The sequence below is a fragment of the Ramlibacter sp. genome (assembly GCF_035548915.1).
Taxonomy (GTDB): Bacteria; Pseudomonadota; Gammaproteobacteria; order Burkholderiales; family Burkholderiaceae_C; genus Ramlibacter.
This window is the reverse complement of record NZ_DASZSE010000004.1, coordinates 22,089-39,207: the sequence shown is the minus strand read 5'-3', so window position 1 is coordinate 39,207 and position 17,119 is coordinate 22,089. Positions and strand designations below refer to the sequence as shown.

General features: G+C 68.0%; 15 protein-coding genes. 10 read left to right on the top strand and 5 right to left on the bottom strand.

The genetic code is table 11. The annotated features are described in order from the left end of the window. The first annotated feature begins 82 nt into the window (after positions 1-82). On the top strand, positions 83-442 hold the full coding sequence (locus VHA82_RS00775) for a hypothetical protein (RefSeq protein ID WP_325539258.1): 360 nt from the start codon (positions 83-85) through the stop codon (positions 440-442). Beyond that, positions 439-903 carry a polymer-forming cytoskeletal protein gene (locus VHA82_RS00770; protein ID WP_325539256.1) on the top strand — a complete coding sequence of 155 codons (465 nt, stop codon included), beginning with the start codon at positions 439-441 and terminating at the stop codon, positions 901-903. The genes VHA82_RS00775 and VHA82_RS00770 overlap by 4 nt, the downstream gene beginning before the upstream one ends. Here the strand turns inward: VHA82_RS00770 and VHA82_RS00765 are convergent. After that, positions 874-1,176 (bottom strand): DciA family protein, encoded by a 303-nt coding sequence (locus VHA82_RS00765; RefSeq protein ID WP_325539254.1) that lies wholly within the window; start codon positions 1,174-1,176, stop codon positions 874-876. The genes VHA82_RS00770 and VHA82_RS00765 overlap by 30 nt on opposite strands. Before the next feature lie 75 nt (positions 1,177-1,251). Here VHA82_RS00765 and VHA82_RS00760 point away from each other — a divergent pair, with 75 nt between their 5' ends. The 3 genes from VHA82_RS00760 (at position 1,252) to cqsA (ending at position 6,623) form a co-directional block, all read left to right on the top strand. Then, a complete protein-coding gene (locus tag VHA82_RS00760; protein WP_325539252.1) occupies positions 1,252-2,235 on the top strand; it encodes a M23 family metallopeptidase in 984 nt (327 codons plus the stop codon). A gap of 121 nt (positions 2,236-2,356) precedes the next feature. After that, positions 2,357-5,143: a preprotein translocase subunit SecA gene (gene secA, locus VHA82_RS00755; RefSeq protein WP_325539250.1), complete on the top strand. Its 2,787-nt coding sequence runs from the start codon at positions 2,357-2,359 to the stop codon at positions 5,141-5,143. A 211-nt stretch (positions 5,144-5,354) separates the two neighbouring features. After that, the gene (gene cqsA / locus VHA82_RS00750) at positions 5,355-6,623 is read left to right on the top strand and encodes an alpha-hydroxyketone-type quorum-sensing autoinducer synthase (RefSeq protein WP_325539248.1); all 1,269 of its coding nucleotides are present in this window, start codon (positions 5,355-5,357) and stop codon (positions 6,621-6,623) included. Positions 6,624-6,670: 47 nt separating this feature from the next. On the opposite strand, the gene VHA82_RS00745 is transcribed toward cqsA, so the two are convergent. Both VHA82_RS00745 and VHA82_RS00740 read right to left on the bottom strand, forming a co-directional pair. Further along, positions 6,671-7,648: a response regulator gene (locus tag VHA82_RS00745; protein WP_325539246.1), complete on the bottom strand. Its 978-nt coding sequence runs from the start codon at positions 7,646-7,648 to the stop codon at positions 6,671-6,673. Continuing rightward, entirely contained in the window at positions 7,649-8,980 is a 1,332-nt protein-coding gene (locus VHA82_RS00740) for a HAMP domain-containing sensor histidine kinase (protein ID WP_325539244.1), read from the bottom strand. A 59-nt stretch (positions 8,981-9,039) separates the two neighbouring features. On the opposite strand from VHA82_RS00740, the gene VHA82_RS00735 reads away from it, so the two are divergent. Genes VHA82_RS00735 through VHA82_RS00725 form a run of 3 tightly spaced genes read left to right on the top strand, consistent with a single transcriptional unit; the run spans position 9,040 to position 11,482 of the window. Next, a complete protein-coding gene (locus VHA82_RS00735) occupies positions 9,040-9,708 on the top strand; it encodes a helix-turn-helix transcriptional regulator (protein ID WP_325539242.1) in 669 nt (222 codons plus the stop codon). A gap of 53 nt (positions 9,709-9,761) precedes the next feature. After that, positions 9,762-10,691, top strand: a complete 930-nt coding sequence (locus tag VHA82_RS00730; RefSeq protein ID WP_325539240.1) for a hypothetical protein — start codon at positions 9,762-9,764, stop codon at positions 10,689-10,691. Between the two features lie 14 nt (positions 10,692-10,705). Further along, positions 10,706-11,482: a type III pantothenate kinase gene (locus tag VHA82_RS00725; RefSeq protein ID WP_325539238.1), complete on the top strand. Its 777-nt coding sequence runs from the start codon at positions 10,706-10,708 to the stop codon at positions 11,480-11,482. 36 nt (positions 11,483-11,518) lie between these two features. Here VHA82_RS00725 and VHA82_RS00720 read toward each other — a convergent pair whose 3' ends face one another. Together VHA82_RS00720 and VHA82_RS00715 are read right to left on the bottom strand one after the other, a co-directional pair. Further along, entirely contained in the window at positions 11,519-12,604 is a 1,086-nt protein-coding gene (locus VHA82_RS00720) for a M14 family metallopeptidase (RefSeq protein WP_325539236.1), read from the bottom strand. Beyond that, entirely contained in the window at positions 12,601-13,797 is a 1,197-nt protein-coding gene (locus VHA82_RS00715) for a M20 aminoacylase family protein (RefSeq protein ID WP_325539234.1), read from the bottom strand. Before VHA82_RS00715 ends, VHA82_RS00720 begins: the two co-directional genes overlap by 4 nt. 74 nt (positions 13,798-13,871) lie before the next feature. On the opposite strand from VHA82_RS00715, the gene argE reads away from it, so the two are divergent. Then, positions 13,872-15,032, top strand: coding sequence for an acetylornithine deacetylase (gene argE, locus VHA82_RS00710; protein ID WP_325539231.1), 1,161 nt, complete (start codon positions 13,872-13,874; stop codon positions 15,030-15,032). A gap of 9 nt (positions 15,033-15,041) precedes the next feature. Then, the gene (locus VHA82_RS00705; RefSeq protein ID WP_325539229.1) at positions 15,042-17,117 is read left to right on the top strand and encodes a molybdopterin oxidoreductase family protein; all 2,076 of its coding nucleotides are present in this window, start codon (positions 15,042-15,044) and stop codon (positions 17,115-17,117) included. The last annotated feature ends 2 nt before the right edge of the window (positions 17,118-17,119 follow it).

Sequence of the window (17,119 nt, the reverse complement as noted above, 5' to 3'; positions counted from 1 at the left end):
TCGGGCGGCTCGGGCGGCTCGGGCGGCTCGGGCGGCTCGGGCGGCGCGGGCGGCGCGGGCGACGAAAGGAACTCGTGATCCCGTGCCGTCGCTGCCCACCAGCGAGGAATTGCGACGGGCCGCTCTCAGCGCGAGCTGGCGCCGCGACCACACCGTGCGGCGCCGCAGACTGGCCTGGCGCTGGACGGCCTGGGCGTGCACACGATGGGGCGTGCCGGTGATGTTGTGCCTCGCACTCGGCCCGCAGGTTCGCCTGGAGCCCGCAGGGTCCTATTCGCTCCTGCCGGGGGAAGCACCGGCGAATCCACCGCTGCATCTCAGCCGCGCACTCGGGACAGCGCCGATGGCGCGCCCGACGCCGTCAACGGAGCCGGCCGAGCCCGGCATCACGCTGCTGCTCGCACCGCGCAGTCCGATCATCAAGAAGGAGAAAAATCCATGACGCCAGAAGCCGAGCCAACCCGGCCGCGCCTCCTGCCGCTCGAGCGGCTCACGTCCATTTCCAGCCTGATCGCCGAAGGGGCCGCCTTCACGGGGCACTTCCAGGCGCAGGTCGACCTGGGCATCAAGATCGACGGCAAGCTCGAAGGCAACGTGATGTTCGCCCAGGGCGGCACGATCCATGTGGGGGTGACGGGCGTCGTCGAGAACACGCGGCTCGAAGCCGACTACATCTACATCGAGGGGCGGGTGCGCGGCGCGGTGATCGCGCGCAAGGCGCTCGAGATCACGGGCACCGCCACGCTCCTGGGCGACGCGAGCTACGACGAGGTGATGGACATCCATCCGCGCGCCCGCGTTCGCGGAAAGCTGGAGTACCGCGGGGACATGGAAGACGCGAAGTCAGCCACCGCGGTCGGGAAACTCGTACTTTCACCCTCTTCCTACCCGCAGGCGAATTGAGGTAACCTGCCAACCCCGGCTGCCGAGCTGGCGCTGCAGGGCAGGAATCATCTGCCTCAGCTTGGCTGCCGCGGCGTTGCCGTCGACCAGCAGGCACCAGGTGGTCCCCTCGATAGGACCCGGTCGCACGCAGGCGCGCAACGCAGGAGGGATCAGCTGTTCCACGGCCGCGAGCCGATCGGCCGACTCGCGCGCGAGCTGCGCGAGCCGCGCGAGAGTCGGCGCTTCGCTGGCGGCCTCGTGCACGGACACGGCATGAGTTCGGCGACTCATGGGGCGATGGGGCGATGCGTGGGATGGTTCATGGGCGCGCAAGACGTCGCAACGACTGAGTGAGGGGAAACGGCAGTGCATTTCATTATCACGGATGCCTGGCTCGCCAAGAGCCGCGCGGTGCACCTGAGCGGAACGAAGCTGGTGCTCGCGCTCGTCGGGCTGTCGCTCGTGCTCATGCTCATGGCCGCGGGCCTTTACCACTGGGTGTTCCTGAAGGGCGCGCGCGAGGGCTGGCCCATTGTGGGCAGCATGCTGAAGCTGGTCGTGAAGGACGAATTCGAGCAGCGCGACCGCTTCATGCGCGAAAACCTCGACGCCATGGCGCGCAAGGTGGGCGAGATGCAGGCGAAGCTCGTGCAGCTCGAGGCGCTCGGCGAACGCGTTTCGGGTCTCGCGGGCATGAACCCGAACGACATCAAGGCGCCTCCCGGTCGCGGCGGCGCGCTGGTCGAAGGCAGGCCGCTGTCGATGCAGGAGCTCAAGCACACGCTCGAGGACCTCGACCAGATCACCGACCAGCGCGTGGACCTGATGACGGTGATGGAGTCGCGCCTGTTCGACCAGAAGATCAAGCAGATGATGGTGCCCACCCAGCAGCCCGTCGCGAACGCGCACCTCGGCTCCGCCTTCGGCTGGCGCATCGATCCGTTCACCGGGCGCTCCGCCTTGCACACGGGGCTCGACTTCCAGGCCGAGCCGGGCACGCCGATCCTCGCCGCGGCGGGGGGCGTGGTGGTCACTGCAGAGGCACATCCCGCCTACGGCAACATGGTCGAGATCGACCACGGCAACAACCTCATCACGCGCTACGCCCATACCTCGCGCTTCTGGGTGAAAAAGGGCGACATCGTGAAGCGCGGCCAGCACATCGCGGATGTCGGCACCACCGGGCGCTCGACCGGCCCGCACCTGCATTTCGAGGTGCTGGTGCAGGGCGTGCCGCAGGACCCGCAGAAGTTCCTGGACGCGGGGCATGACCTGCCGGCGGTCGCCGAGGCGCAGCCGCGCACCCCGTCTCGACCGGCTGTCACCCTTCAGCCGGTGTCACACAGGTAAAATCCGCAGTTTCCCGGCGCCGGCGGGTTGCATTGCCCGCGGGCGGCCCTTACATCCTGCACAACGAAGGATTGCGCTGCCCTGCGGGTCCCCGATGGAGCCGCAGGGCAGAACCGCGTTCATGGCCAACAACATCCTCACCAAGATCTTCGGCTCCCGCAACGACCGCCTGCTCAAGCAGTACCGGCGCGTCGTCGAGAAAATCAACGCGCTGGAGCCGCAGCTGGAGCAGCTCGCCGACGACCAGTTGCGGGCGCGCACGCAGGAATTCCGCGAACGGCTGCAAAAGGGCGAAACGCTGGATGCCTTGCTGCCCGAAGCCTTCGCGACCGTGCGCGAAGCGTCCAAGCGCGTGATGAAGATGCGCCACTTCGACGTGCAGCTGATGGGCGGCATCTCGCTGCACCAGGGCAAGATTTCCGAGATGGGAACGGGCGAAGGCAAGACGCTCACCGCGACGCTTCCGGTGTACCTGAACGCGCTCGAAGGCCGGGGCGTGCACGTGGTGACGGTGAACGACTACCTCGCGCAGCGCGACGCGCAGTGGATGGGCAAGCTCTACAACTTCCTCGGCCTGTCGGTGGGCGTCAACCTGCCGCAGATGCCGCGCGAGGACAAGCAGGCCGCCTACAACGCCGACGTCACCTACGGCACCAACAACGAATTCGGCTTCGACTACCTGCGCGACAACATGGTGTACGAGCCGGCCGACCGCGTGCAGCGGCGCCTCAACTACGCGATCGTGGACGAGGTGGACTCGATCCTGATCGACGAGGCGCGCACCCCGCTCATCATCAGCGGCCAGGCCGAGGACCACACGGACCTCTACGTCGCGATGAACCGGGTCGTGCCCCTGCTCACCCGGCAGGAAGGCGAAGCGAACCCGGTGACGGGCGAAGGCGTCGTGAAGCCCGGCGACTTCACGGTCGACGAGAAGTCGCATCAGGTCTTCATGACCGAACAAGGCCACGAGAAGGCCGAGCGCGTGCTCTCCAACCTCGGCCTGATCCCCGAAGGCGCATCGCTCTACGACCCGGCCAACATCTCCTTGCTGCATCACCTGAACGCGGCGCTGCGGGCGAACCACCTGTTCCACCGCGACCAGCACTACGTCGTGCAGGAAGGCGAGATCATCATCGTCGATGAGTTCACGGGCCGCCTCATGACCGGACGCCGCTGGAGCGATGGCCTGCACCAGGCCGTGGAAGCCAAGGAAGGCGTAGCGATCCAGCCGGAAAACCAGACGCTCGCCTCGATCACGTTCCAGAACTACTTCCGCCTCTACGGCAAGCTCGCGGGCATGACGGGCACGGCGGATACGGAAGCGTACGAATTCCAGGAGATCTACGGCCTGGAAACCGTCGTGATCCCGCCGAACAAGCCGAGCCGCCGCGACGACCAGCTCGACCGCGTTTACAAAACCACGCGCGAAAAGTACGAAGCCGCGATCCAGGACATCAAGGAATGCCACGAGCGCGGCCAGCCCGTGCTGGTGGGCACGACCTCGATCGAGAATTCCGAGCTCATCTCGCAGCTGCTGCAAAAAGAGAACCTGCCGCACCAGGTGCTCAACGCCAAGCAGCACGCGCGCGAGGCCGAGATCGTGGCGCAGGCCGGCCACTCGAAGATGATCACGATCGCGACCAACATGGCCGGCCGCGGCACCGACATCGTGCTGGGCGGCAATGTCGAGAAGGCGGTCGAGATGGTCGAGGCGGACGACGCGCTCGACTCCTACGCGAAGCAAAAGAAGATCGCGCAGATGCGCGCCGCGTGGGCGGAGGATCACGAATTCGTCGTGGCGCAGGGGGGCCTGCGCATCATCGCGACCGAGCGCCACGAGTCGCGCCGCATCGACAACCAGCTGCGCGGCCGCTCGGGGCGCCAGGGCGACCCGGGCTCTTCGCGCTTCTACCTCTCGCTCGACGATCCGCTCATGCGCATCTTCGCGGGCGAGCGCGTGAAGGCGATCATGGAGCGGCTGAAGATGCCCGACGGCGAGGCCATCGAAGCGGGCATCGTGACGCGCAGCATCGAGAGCGCGCAAAGGAAGGTCGAGGGCCGCAACTTCGACATGCGCAAGCAGCTGCTCGAGTACGACGACGTCGCCAACGACCAGCGCAAGGTGATCTACCAGCAGCGCAACGACATCCTCGATGCGGGCGATCTCTCCGCGCAGATCGCGTCGCTGCGCGAAGGCTGCTTCACCGATCTCGTGCGGCAGTACGTGCCGCCGGAGTCCGTTGAAGAACAGTGGGACGTCCCCGGCCTCGAGAAGGCGCTGCAGGAAGACTGGGGCATCGAGCTGCCGCTGAAGCAGCTCGTGGAGGAGTCGAGCGCCATCACCGACGAGGACATCGTCGAGCGGGTCGTGGCCGCCGCGCATCAGGCATTCGCACTGAAGGTCGCCGAGATCGGCGAGCAGAACTTCACTCAGTTCGAGCGCATCGTGCTCTTGCAGACGCTCGACTCGCACTGGCGCGAGCACCTTGCCGCGCTCGACTACCTGCGCCAGGGCATCCACCTGCGCGGCTACGCGCAGAAGCAGCCGAAGCAGGAGTACAAGCGCGAAGCGTTCGAACTCTTCGGCCAGATGCTCGACGCCGTGAAGAACGAAGTGACGCGCATTCTCATGACGGTGAAGATTCAGTCGAGCGAGCAGCTCGAGCAGGCGGCCGAGGACATGGAAGAGCGCGCCGAGCAGATCTCCAACGTCACCTACATCGCGCCGACCGAGACCGGCGAAGTCGAGTCGAAACTCGACGAGGCGACCGCTCGGCTGCAGCAGACGCCGCTGGCCGCGGCCGCCTCGGCGGCCGTCGGCACCATGGCGCGAGTGGGACGCAACGACCCGTGCCCCTGCGGCAGCGGCAAGAAATACAAGCACTGTCACGGCCGGCTGACCTGACCGGCGCCGGGACCCGACCGGCCCGGCCGGCCCTTCGGCCGGCTGGCCGACCCGGCAACCGTCCGTAGCACCGAAGACTTTCGTATGAAAGCCTCGGGGCTAATACTTGCATTTGCGGCAGATCACAAGGTCCCCCTGTCAAGGTTGACAGGGGAAGCCGCGCAAGGGACTTGCCGAGACTCTTCAATGGGGGACTCGCCAGGAGTTTTTCATGGAAGCCGTCGTTGCCGATCGTCCCCTTCAGTCCCCATTCCCTGCCCAGGCTTTGCCTTCGGCGGGTTGCGAACCGCGCTTGTTGCCGCACCTCAGGCGGCGCATCGAGTCGCAGTTTCGCGCCCGCTGGGAAAACGAGTGGGGCGGAAAATTCGTCACGCACGGCCGGGCGGCGGGGCCGGATGCCGTGCGCCTGGACGGCAACGACTATCTGGGCGTCACCGGCCACGCGCGCATCGTGCAGGCGCAGCTCGATGCGCTCAAGCGCAACCAGGAATTCGTCGTGCAGTCGGGCGTGTTCCAGCTCGAGGGCAGCCCCGCTTCGCGTTTCGAGAAGGCGCTTTGCGACTGGATCGGCAAGGAAGGCGGCTTGCTCTGCCAGTCCGGCTATACGGCGAACCTGGGCCTGATCCAGGTCATCGCCGATCCCCAGACGCCGGTCTACGTCGACAGTCTCGCGCACATGTCGCTCTGGGAGGGCGTGCGCGCGGCCGGCGCGGTGGCGCACGCGTTTCGCCACAACGACCCGGACCACCTCGATCGCGTCGCGGCGAAGCACGGCCCGGGACTCGTGATCGTCGACTCCGTCTACAGCACCACGGGCGCGATGTGTCCGCTCGAAGCGATCGTGGAAGTCGCGGAACGCCACGGCTCGATGATCCTCGTGGACGAATCGCATTCGCTCGGCACGCACGGCCCGGAGGGCCGCGGCCTCGTCGCCGAACTCGGGCTCACGCATCGCGTGCACTTCATCACCGCCAGCCTCGCGAAGGCGTTCGCGGGCCGCGCGGGATTCTTCACCCTGCCCAACGAATTGCGTCCCTACCTCATGTGCCACAGCTTCCCGAGCATCTTCAGCTCGTGCCTGCTGCCGCACGAGATCGCCGGACTGCACGCGACGCTCGAGGTGCTGCGTGAAAGCGACGAGGCGCGGGCCAAGCTGCGCGAGAACACGTCGCGCCTGCGCGGCTCCCTCACGGAGCTCGGCTTTCCGATTCATCAGGGCACCGAGCAGATCATCTCGCTCGAGGCCGGGCCGGAAACCGACACCCTCGCCCTGCGCGATGCGCTGGAGTCGCGCGGCGTGTTCGGGGCGGTGTTCTGCGCGCCGGCGACCGCGCGCAATCGCTCGATGGTGCGCCTCACGCTGAATTCGGCGCTCACCGATGCGGAGATGTCGCACGTGGAAGTTGTCGCGCGCGAGATCGCGCCGGTCGTGAGGCCGTGGGACTGGCCGATCGCGCGAAGGCAGCGCGCGAGACAGTGACGTTCGCGAAGCTCGCGCGGGCCGATTCCGCCGCGCGGGCCGAAACGTCAGTCTTCCACGCGGCGCCTGTCCTGGCGCGCGAGCCAGCCGGCGTAGCTGTTGCCGACGTCGGGAGCATGCTCGGTGGGCACCGCAAACGCCGCGCCGAGGAGCTGGCCTTCGTCGCCGAGGCGAAACGCGGGCAGGACCTCCGGCGCCGTCTTCGCGCCGAGCGTCTGCCTCAACTCGATGTCCGCGAGCACGCGCCCCTGGCGGATGCCTTCCAGCGTGGCGGGCGGCATGCCTTCCACATCGGCGACTTCCGCGAGCGCGCCAAGCCCCGCGGGCGTCTCGAGCTGCAGCCAGCTCACCTGGCCCGCGGCATCCATGCCGAGCACGCCGAACGGCTCGCCGATCAGCACGTGCTCGGTCCAGCGCTTCGCGGCGAATGCGGCGAGGTCGCGCGCGACGGAAGGCTGGCGCAGGAGCGCGCCCTGGTCGGGCGTCAGCGTGGCGCGCCACGTCTGCGCGTGGCGCGAATGCGGCGTGGCAAGGAGGTGTTCGACCGATTCGACGAGGCGCTTGGAGATGTCGGGCGTCTGCTTGGGGATGAACTGGTCGATGAGTCCGCGATTGAAGGCGCGCACGGCGACCTGCTCGTCGGCCTGGCCCGTGAGCAGCACGCGCGAGCCGGGCCAGTCGCCGAGTTCGGCGAGCACCTGCAGTCCGTCCATGCCGGGCATCGAGAAATCCACCACGCACACGCGCGTGAGGGCGAAGCGCTCGGTGTATTTGGACCAGTAGGCGAGCACCTGCGGGATGAGCGGCTTGCCCGAGCGCCATTGCTCCACGATCTGCTGCTGGTTCCACGCATCCGCTTCCCAGAACGGCGGCTCCTGCTGCAGGTAGTGGATGCACTCGGCCGGCCGCAGGAACAGCTTCACGTGCCAATGGCGCGGCAGCACGAGTGCCAGCATTTCGAGGTAGTCGGGGTCGTCGTCGAGGAAGACGATGGTGCCGGGCCGGTGGAACAGGGGAAACGTCATTCAGTCCGCCAGCGGCAGTTCGACAGTGAAGATGGCGCCCTGGAAAGGAGCCGACTTGACGCGGATCGAACCGCGCGCACCGTGCACCACCCGCTGGCAGAAGGCGAGCCCCAGGCCGTGGCCCGTCCCGCGGTCGGTGGAGAAGAAGGGCTGGAAAATGCGTGCCTGCAGGTCCTCGGTCATGCCGATGCCGTTGTCGGTGAAGACGATGCGTCCGCGGTGGCCGACGATGCCGGCTTCGATCAGCAGGTCGCCCGGCCGCGGCGCCGTGCCGCCCGCGGCGAGCGAACGCAGAGCGTTCTTCATGAGGTTGTCCACCATCTGCGAGAAGAGCTGCCGCGAGCCGCGGAAGCGGAAGTCCTGGTGGATTCGCAGCACGACGCAGTCGCGTTCGCGCGAGCTGCGATAGGGGAAATCCGCCACCGCGCCGCGCAAGAGCGCGCCGGCCGTGATCACTTCGGGGCTGCCGGCCAGGTGCATGAGCCGCGCGTTGGCGATCTGCATGTCGATCTGGTGGTTCATGTTGCGCACGAGGTTGCCCACGCGGCCGGCGAGCAGTTCGAGCCGCTGCGCGGTCTCGGGCGGGCACGAGGGCGCTTCGTTGCGCACCGCTTCGCCGATCAGCTGCATGGTCGCGAGCGGCGTGCGCAGCTCGTGTGCCATGATGCCCATCGTGCCGAGCGTGTAATTGAGCTGCTCGCGCCGCAGGTTGGACGAGGAAAGCCCCAGCACGAGCGCCATGAACCAGCAGAATGCGAGCACGACCGAATTGGTGGCGGCCTGCGCGAAGGTCATCTCGGGCGTGGGCGGGCCGAACGCGCGGAACATCACCCACGCGGCCGCGATGCCCGTAACGCTTCCGATGGACGCGATGCGCCAATCGGTCAGATGGTAGTAGATCAGGAACATCGCGCCGAGCGTCGCGAGCCAGACGGTGTTGCCGTCGTTGCAGAAGTACATCCACGCGAAGCACCACGGCAGCGTGATCCAGAAGATGAGCGTGAAAGTGGCCGCGGCGAGCCGGCTCGGCGGCGTGGCGGTGAGGCCGGGAAAGAGCAGCAGGCACGCGCCGAGCACGCTCATCGCGATGCGAAGCGAGAGGTTCTCGTAAGGCTGCGGCAGCCACTTCGCCCAGATCACCCAGAAGAGCGGATGGCCCACGGTGGTCGAGAGGCCGAGCGCGCGGATGCGCCAGCGCGACGGATGCAAGATCGGCTCGACGAGGGGCCGCAGCACTTCGTTGGACGTCCATGTCCTCAGCCACCCGCGGGCGGCGTCGTAGGTCATGCGCGGCGGCGGCGATACCAGCCCGCGCCCGAGGTCCTCATTCATTTGTGCAGAGTCCAACGGTGATATTGTCACAGCCCCGCGCAGCAGGATTCGACAAGCCCATGGGGGTTCCTGTTAACTTTGACAGTGTCAGCCTCGATGGGCTGCTTTCCGATTGGGTCGGCGCGCTGCGCGAGTTCTCGGTCGAAGCGATCGTCGTGCTTGGCCCCGACCCGTTCGGCACCAGCGAAGACCGCCAGGTCGTCGCTGTGCATCCGCCCGTTCTCGCGGACGCCGCGCTCGCGCTGGCCGAGAGCCGCGACTTCGGCGCGCCCTGGCGCGACTCCGATGCGCCGCTCGTCGCCTGGCAGTACATCGCGAAGTCCGACCGGCTGAGCGCGAGCCGCTGGCGCACGCTCTGGCTCGCGCACGGCTTCCAGACCGTGGTGCGGGTGGAGTTCACGCTGCCCGCCGGCCGCGCGTTCGAATGCTTCATGTTCAGCCCGCGCGAGCTCACCGACCGGGCCGAGGCGGCCTCGCTCGTGTGGTCGGCGCTCAACATCTGGCCCGTCGTGAAGCGTTCGATCTCGGTCGCGCGTTCGACGCTGAGCCCGCGCGAGCGCGAATGCCTCACGCTCGCCTTCCAGGGACTCACCGCGCGCGAGAGCGCGCAGAGCCTCAACTGCACGGAGCGCACCGTCAACTACCACCTCGCCAATGCGATGAGCAAGCTGAAGGTGGACAACAAGCTCGCGGCGATTCAGCGGGCCTGCTGGCTCGGGGCGATTTAAGGCCGGAAGGTTTATATTGGCGGGATGTCGACCCCCGAGCCTGTCGCTGCCGAATGACCGACGACCCCGAACGCACCGCGTCGCTGATGACGCCGGCCAGGCTGGCGCAGATGAAGCCCAAGCCGCAGGCCAGTTCGGCGGCCTGGCTGGACCAGATGGCCACGGGCGCCGGCGACTCGCACGTCGGGCGGCTGCGCGAACTCGCCGCGCAGCTCGGGCAGCAGGCACAAAGCCGTGACTGCGGCGCGCTCGCCTCGGCGCTCGCGAAGTTCGATGAAGCGTTGCCGCAGCTCGATTTCGATCTGCTGCAGCCCAAGGGATGGCTCGCGCGGGCGACCGGCAAGGCGAGGACCGCGGGCGTGGAGTTCGCGGGCCAGTTCGATCGCATCGTGCAGGCCGCGCGCACGCTGCGCGACGAAGTGCAGCGGTTCGCGAGCCGCCAGCACGCCGAGGCCGCCGCGATGGAGCGCATGCTCGTGGAATTCGAAGTGGAGTGGCGCGGCATCGAGAAGATCCTCGATCAGGGTGCGCGCTGGCTGCAGGACATGCGCAACCAGCTGAAGACCCGCCAGGCCGAAGCGGGCACCGACGCGGAGGCGCTCGCGAAGATCAAGGAAGACACCGCCCGCTGCGAAATGCTGGTGGACCGCCTGAAGATGCTGCGCGGCGTGAGCACGGCCGCGCAGCAGGTGCACCAGCATGGCCACGCCGCGCTGGCGCGCTACGCCACGCTCTCGCAGACGGCGCAGCAGCTTGCCACGCAGCAATGGAAGGTGTGGGAAGGGCGGCTTTCCGCCATCGCCTCTTCGGCGGGCGAAGGCGGCCCCGCGCTGAATCTCGAAGAGCCGCGCGAGGCGCATCGCGACCTCGGGCGGCGCGTGCAACAGGCCATCGCGGATTGCGCCCAGCTCACCGAGCAGGACGCCGCGTTCGCGAGGCAGCTCGGCGCTTTCGGCGAAGAGCTGAAGAACGCCTCTTCCTGAAGGCCGATACCCGCATGCCGTTCCTGGCCATCGACGTCGGCAACACGCGGCTGAAGTGGGCTCTCTACGAAGCCGCGCGTCCGGCCGCGGCGGTGCTCGCGCATGGCGCCGAATTCCTCGAGAACATCGACCGCCTTTCGGACGGCCCGTGGACGAGCCTCACGAAGCCGCAGCGCATGCTGGGCTGCTCGGTCGCGGCCGACGCGGTGAAGCGGCGCGTCGAGGAGCAGATGGAAGAGCTCTGGGACATCCCCGCGCACTGGGTGGTGTCGAGCGCGGCGGAAGCGGGCATCGTGAACGGCTACGACCATCCGACGCGCCTCGGCGCGGACCGCTGGGTCGCGATGATCGGTGCGCGCCACCGCATGCTCGCTCGGGGAACGGCGAAACCGATGGTGGTCGTGATGGTCGGCACGGCCGTGACCGTGGAAGGCGTGACGGCCGACGGGCGCTTCCTGGGCGGGCTCATCCTGCCCGGACACGGCATCATGCTGCGCGCGCTGGAATCGGGCACGGCGGGGCTGCACGTGCCCACGGGCGAGGTGCGCGAATTTCCCACGAACACGAGCGACGCGCTCACGAGCGGCGGCACGTATGCGATCGCGGGGGCGATCGAGCGCATGGTGCAGCACGTGCGCAAGTCCTGCGGCGAGGAGCCGGCGTGCTTCATGACGGGGGGCGCGGGGTGGAAGATGTCGCCCTATCTCGTGGGCGACTTCGAGCTGGTGGAAAGCCTGATCTTCGACGGGCTGCTCGAGATCGCGTATCTGCGCAATCCGCTCTCGGCGTAGGGCGGGGCGATCCGAAGGGCGCCCCACCGAAGTCCCCTAAGCCGAAATTCCTTCCACCGCCTGCACCATCGCTTCGCGTCCCTGCGCGAGGACGGCTTCGCGCCACACGTCGCTATCCGTGTAGAACGCTTGCATCATCTGCTGCTTTATCTGCGCCGCGAGTTCGCGCGGCGCCTCCGGATGCAGGTGCAGCCAGTGTTCGGCACGCAAAGCTCCCAGCGTCTGCAGCACGGGCACGGTGCCGTATTCGAGCGCGAGGCCCGTGTACTCGGCCTGCGGGCATTCGTCGTACACCGCGCTGCACATGAGCCCGGTGAGGAAGGCCGAAGTCGACGAGCCGTCGTAGATCGAAGTGACCTTCGCGCTTTCCGTATCCCACCAGGCGCGAGCGCGCGCGAGCGCCGCTTCGTCGTTGCGCGTGGCAAGAATGCGTTCGCCGATGCCGGGCGGACCGAGCCCCGTGTGGAAGTCGATCCACGCGATGCGCGCGGCGCGGTGTCCGTGCGCGCGCAGCACTTCGCGAAACGTCCTGTTGCTCCAGGTGGGCGACGTGCCGCCGAAGAACATGCCGTCCTCGAACTCGTGCTGGCCGCGCGTGATGACCGCCTGCAGCGCGGCCTCGCCGCGCTGCGCGAGTATCGTGCCGATTGCCTGCTGGTTGGCCGCATCCGGCGGCCACGTCGGCGGCAGCAGCAGATCGTGCAGTTCCCGATACCCCTCGTTGGCCGGCAGCGGCCGCGAGAAGTCGTGGAAGTTGCGGTTGAGGTCGACGTTCTCGTGCGTCACGCGGCGGATGTGCGAGAAGCCGTACGGATTGAGCGCGTGCACGTAGAGCACGGCGACGCCGCGCTCGCGCGAGCGCTCGCGCCACGCCGCATCGCGCAGCGCCGCGATCTGGATGCCGCTGCCGCAATAGCCTTCCACGCCGTGGCAGCCGCTCGTGAGGATGAGAAGGCGAGCGGCGTTCGGGTGGCCGTCGCGCACGACGTCCATGGCGAGCGTCTCGCCATCGCGGCCCTTTTGCGGATGCACGAGCGACTCGGCCGCAAGACCCGCGGCCGCGCAGGCGTCGAGGAACTTGTCGCGCGCTTCGGCGTAGCTTTCGGAGAAAGGGCCCTTCATGCGGGGTCCCGCGCGAGCCAGGCCTCCGCGAGTTTCACCCAGTAGGTCGCTCCGAGCGGGATCAGGTCGTCGTTGAAGTCGTAGCTCGGGTTGTGCAGCATGCACGGGCCCATGCCGTGGCCCGCGTCGCGGTGCGCACCGTCGCCATTGGCGATAAAGCAGTACGCGCCCGGCTTCACCTGCAGCATGTACGCGAAGTCCTCGGCGCCCATCGTGGGCTCCTGCACGTCCACGTTCTCCTCGCCGACGATGGACGCCATCACCTTCCGGGCGAATTCCGCTTCGGCGGCGGAGTTGACGGTGGGCGGGTAGTTGCGCACGAACTCGAACTCACACCGCGCCTCGTGAGCGGCCGAGACGTGCTCGGCGATGTGCTTCATGCGCCGCTCGATCAGGTCGAGCACTTCGGTCGTGAAGGTGCGCACCGTGCCTTGCAGCTCGCAGCTGTCGGGCACGACGTTGGTCGCCTCGCCGGCGTGGATCATCGTCACCGAAACGACGCCCGCGTCGATCGGCTTCTTGTTGCGGCTCACGATGGTCTGGAAGGCCTGCACCATCTCGCAGGCGATCGGCACGGGATCGATGCCGTTTTGCGGCATCGCGGCGTGGCTGCCCTTGCCGCGGATCACGATGCGGAATTCGCTGGTCGAGGCCATCACGGGACCTGGAGCGACCGCGAAGCGCCCGACCTGCGCGCCCGGCCAGTTGTGCATGCCGAACACCGCTTCCATCGGAAAGCGCTCGAAGAGGCCTTCGCGGATCATTTCGCGCGCGCCGCCGCCGCCTTCCTCGGCCGGCTGGAAGATGAGGTAAACGGTGCCGTCGAAGTTGCGGTGCTTGGCGAAGTGCTGGGCCGCCGCGAGCAGCATCGCCGTGTGGCCGTCGTGGCCGCAGGCGTGCATCTTGCCCGCGTGCCGGCTCGCATGCTCGAACTTGTTGAATTCCTGGATGGGCAGGGCGTCCATGTCGGCCCTGAGACCCACCGCGCGCGAACTGGTGCCGTTCTTGAGGATGCCCACCACGCCCGTCTTGCCGAGGCCGCGGTGGATGGGGATGCCCCATTCGGTGAGCCGGGCAGCCACGAGGTCGGCGGTACGCACTTCCTCGAAGCAGAGTTCCGGGTGCGCGTGGATGTCCCGGCGCAGCGCGGCGAGGCTGGCGGCCTGGGTGACGATGGTGTCCAGAAGCTTCATCTTGCGGGTCCTGCGGGAAACGTCCAGTCTAGCCGCGCACGCGCAGTCGCGCATGAGGGACAATCCTTGTCGAAATGACGGCCCTTTCTGCCCGTACGCTCGAAATCGCGCAGTCGCTTGTGCGACTCGACACCGTGAGCCATCACTCGAACCTGGCGCTGATCCATTTCGTGCGCGACGAATTGGCCCGACTGGGCGTGGCAAGCCGCCTCACCTGGGACGACGCAAGGGCCAAGGCCAACCTGTTCGCGACGCTCGGCGAAGGCAAGCCCGCGGGAGTGATCCTCTCCGGCCACACCGACACGGTGCCTTGGGACGGGCAGGACTGGACGCTCGAGCCGCTGTCGGGGGCCGTGCGCGACGGGCGCCTTTATGGCCGGGGCTCGGCCGACATGAAGTCGTTCATCGCCGCCGCGCTCGCGCATGCGCCGCTGTTTCTCGAGAGCAAGGCGCCGTTCGCGGTCCACTTCGCCTTCAGCTACGACGAGGAAGTGGGCGCCTTCGGCGTGCGCGGGCTCATCGCCGACATGCGCGAAGCCGGCACCCGCCCGGTGGCATGCATCGTCGGCGAGCCGACCGGCATGGTGCCCGCCATCGCGCACAAGGGGGTGAACCGCTACCGCTGCTGTGTGCGCGGCAAGGAGGCGCATTCGTCGCTCACGCCGAAGTCGGTGAATGCGATCGAGATGGCCGCTCGGGTTGTCACTTTCGTTCGCGGCATGGCCGAAGGGTTCGAACGCGACGAGCCGCGCTACGAAGGGTTCGACGTGCCGTTTTCCACCTCGAGCGTGGGGCAGTTCCACGGCGGCATCGCCGACAACGTGGTGCCGCGCGACGCCGAGTTCCGCTACGAATTTCGCGACCTGCCCACGGCCGATGCGCGCGCGATGCAGGAGCGGGTGGTGGCGTATGCCCGCTCGCTCGAGCCGGCGATGAAGGAAGTGGCGCGCGAGAGCGGCTTCAGTTTCGAGACGATCTGCGAAGTGCCGAGCTTCCTCGGCTCCGAGGACGACGCCGTGACGAAGCTCGCGCACCGGCTCGCCGGCGAGCCGCGCACGACGCTGGTGGCCTTCGGCACGGAGGCGGGAATTTTCCAGCGCTCGGGCATTCCAACCGTCGTGTGCGGGCCGGGCCATATCGCGCAGGCGCATCAGCCGGACGAGTACGTCTCGCTCGATCAGATCGAGCGCTGCTGCGCGTTCATGCGGGGGTTGGCCGAGGCTCGCGAACTTTAGAGTGAAGCGATGCGAAGCACGACGACGAACGCCCCCGGCATCCTCGAGCTGCAGCACAGCGCCCAGGTGCTCGGGGCCTGTCCGCACGACTGTCCCGACACGTGCTCGCTCCTCACCACGGTGAAGGACGGCGTGGCCCTCAAGGTGCAGGGCAATCCCGCGCACCGCCACACCGACGGCGTGCTGTGCGCGAAGGTCTCGCGGTACACGGAACGCACCTATCACCCCGAGCGTGTGCTCACGCCGCTGAAGCGCACGGGGCCGAAGGGCTCCGGCCGCTTCGAGCCGATCGGCTGGGACGCGGCGCTGGACGACATCGCCTCGCGTCTGAAGTCCATCGCCGAGCGCGATCCGCAGGCCATCGTGCCGTACAGCTACGCGGGCACGATGGGCCTCGTGCAGGCCGAGAGCATGGCCGCGCGCTTCTTCAACAAGCTGGGCGCGTCGCTGCTCGATCGCACGATCTGCTCGGCCGCCGGCGGCGAAGGGGTCGCGCAGACGCTCGGCGGCAAGGTCGGCATGAAGGTGGAGTTCTTCGCCGAGGCGAAGCTCATCGTGATCTGGGGCAGCAACCCGATCACGAGCTCGGTGCATTTCTGGCGCGTCGCGCAGGAGGCCAAGCGCCGCGGCGCGAAGCTCGTGTGCATCGATCCGCGGCGCACCGAGACGGCGCGGAAGTGCCACGACCACCTGCAGCTGCTTCCCGGCACCGATGCGGCGCTCGCGCTTTCGCTGATGCACGAACTCATCGCGAACGACTGGCTCGATCACGACTACATCGCGCAGCACACGCTCGGCTGGGACGCGCTGCGAGAACGCGCGCTCGGATGGACGCCCGAACGCGCGGCGCAGCTGTGCGGGCTCGACGCGGGGCGGATTCGCTCGCTCGCGCGGGACTATGGCACGACGCGCCCGGCGGCGATCCGCCTGAACTACGGCATGCAGCGCGTGCGCGGCGGCGGCAACGCGGCGCGCGCCGTGTGCTGTCTACCCGCGCTTACGGGTGCATGGCGCGACCGCGCGGGCGGGGTGCTGCTCACGAGCTCGGGCCAGTTCCCCGTCGACCGCGCCGCGCTGCAGCGCCCGGACCTGCTCGCGGGCCGTGCGCCGCGCACGATCAACATGGTGACGATCGGCGACGACCTGCTGCGCCCGGCATCGCCCTCGTTCGGGCCGCGCATCGAGGCGCTCGTGGTCTACAACAGCAATCCGCTCGCGGTCGCGCCCGATTCGTCGAAAGTGGTGGCGGGGTTCTCGCGCGAGGACCTCTTCACCGTCGTCCTGGAGCATTTCCGCACCGACACGGCCGACTACGCCGACTACATCCTGCCCGCCACGACGCAGCTCGAACACTGGGACATCCACTCGGCATACGGCCACACCGACGTGCTGCTCAATCGCCCGGCGATCGCGCCGGTCGGCGAGTCGCGGCCCAATACGCAGGTATTTCGCGAGCTGGCGGCGCGCATGGGCTTCACCGAGCCGTGCTTTAGCGACGACGACCTTGCGCTCGTGCGCGCGGCGTATGGCGAGCGCGTCGACTTCGACGAACTGCTCGAGCGCGGCTTCTGCACGCTGAACATCCCGGACGCGCCGTTTGCCGAAGGCGGCTTTCCGACGCCGTCGGGCAAGTGCGAATTCTTCAGCGAACGGCTCGCGCGCCAGGGGCTGGACGGCTTGCCGGACCACGTGCCGAACTACGAGGTGCCGGGGTCGTCGGCGCACTATCCGCTTGCGATGATCTCTCCGCCCGCGCGCAATTTCCTGAATTCGAGCTTCGTGAATGTCGCCAGTCTGCGGGCGAGCGAAGGCGAGCCGGTGCTGGAGATGCATGCCACCGACGCGTTCGCCCGCGGGATCGCGAGCGGCAGCGTGGTGCGCGTCTTCAACGACCGCGGCGAGTATGTGTGCAAGGCCCAGGTGTCCTCCTGCGCGCGGCCCGGTGTCGTGAACGGCCTGGGCGTGTGGTGGCGCAAGTTCGGCCTGGCCGCAACCAACGTGAATCAGCTCACGAGCCAGCGCCTGACCGACCTCGGCCGCGGGCCGGTCTTCTACGATTGCCTGGTCGAAGTTGAAGTGATGTGAGC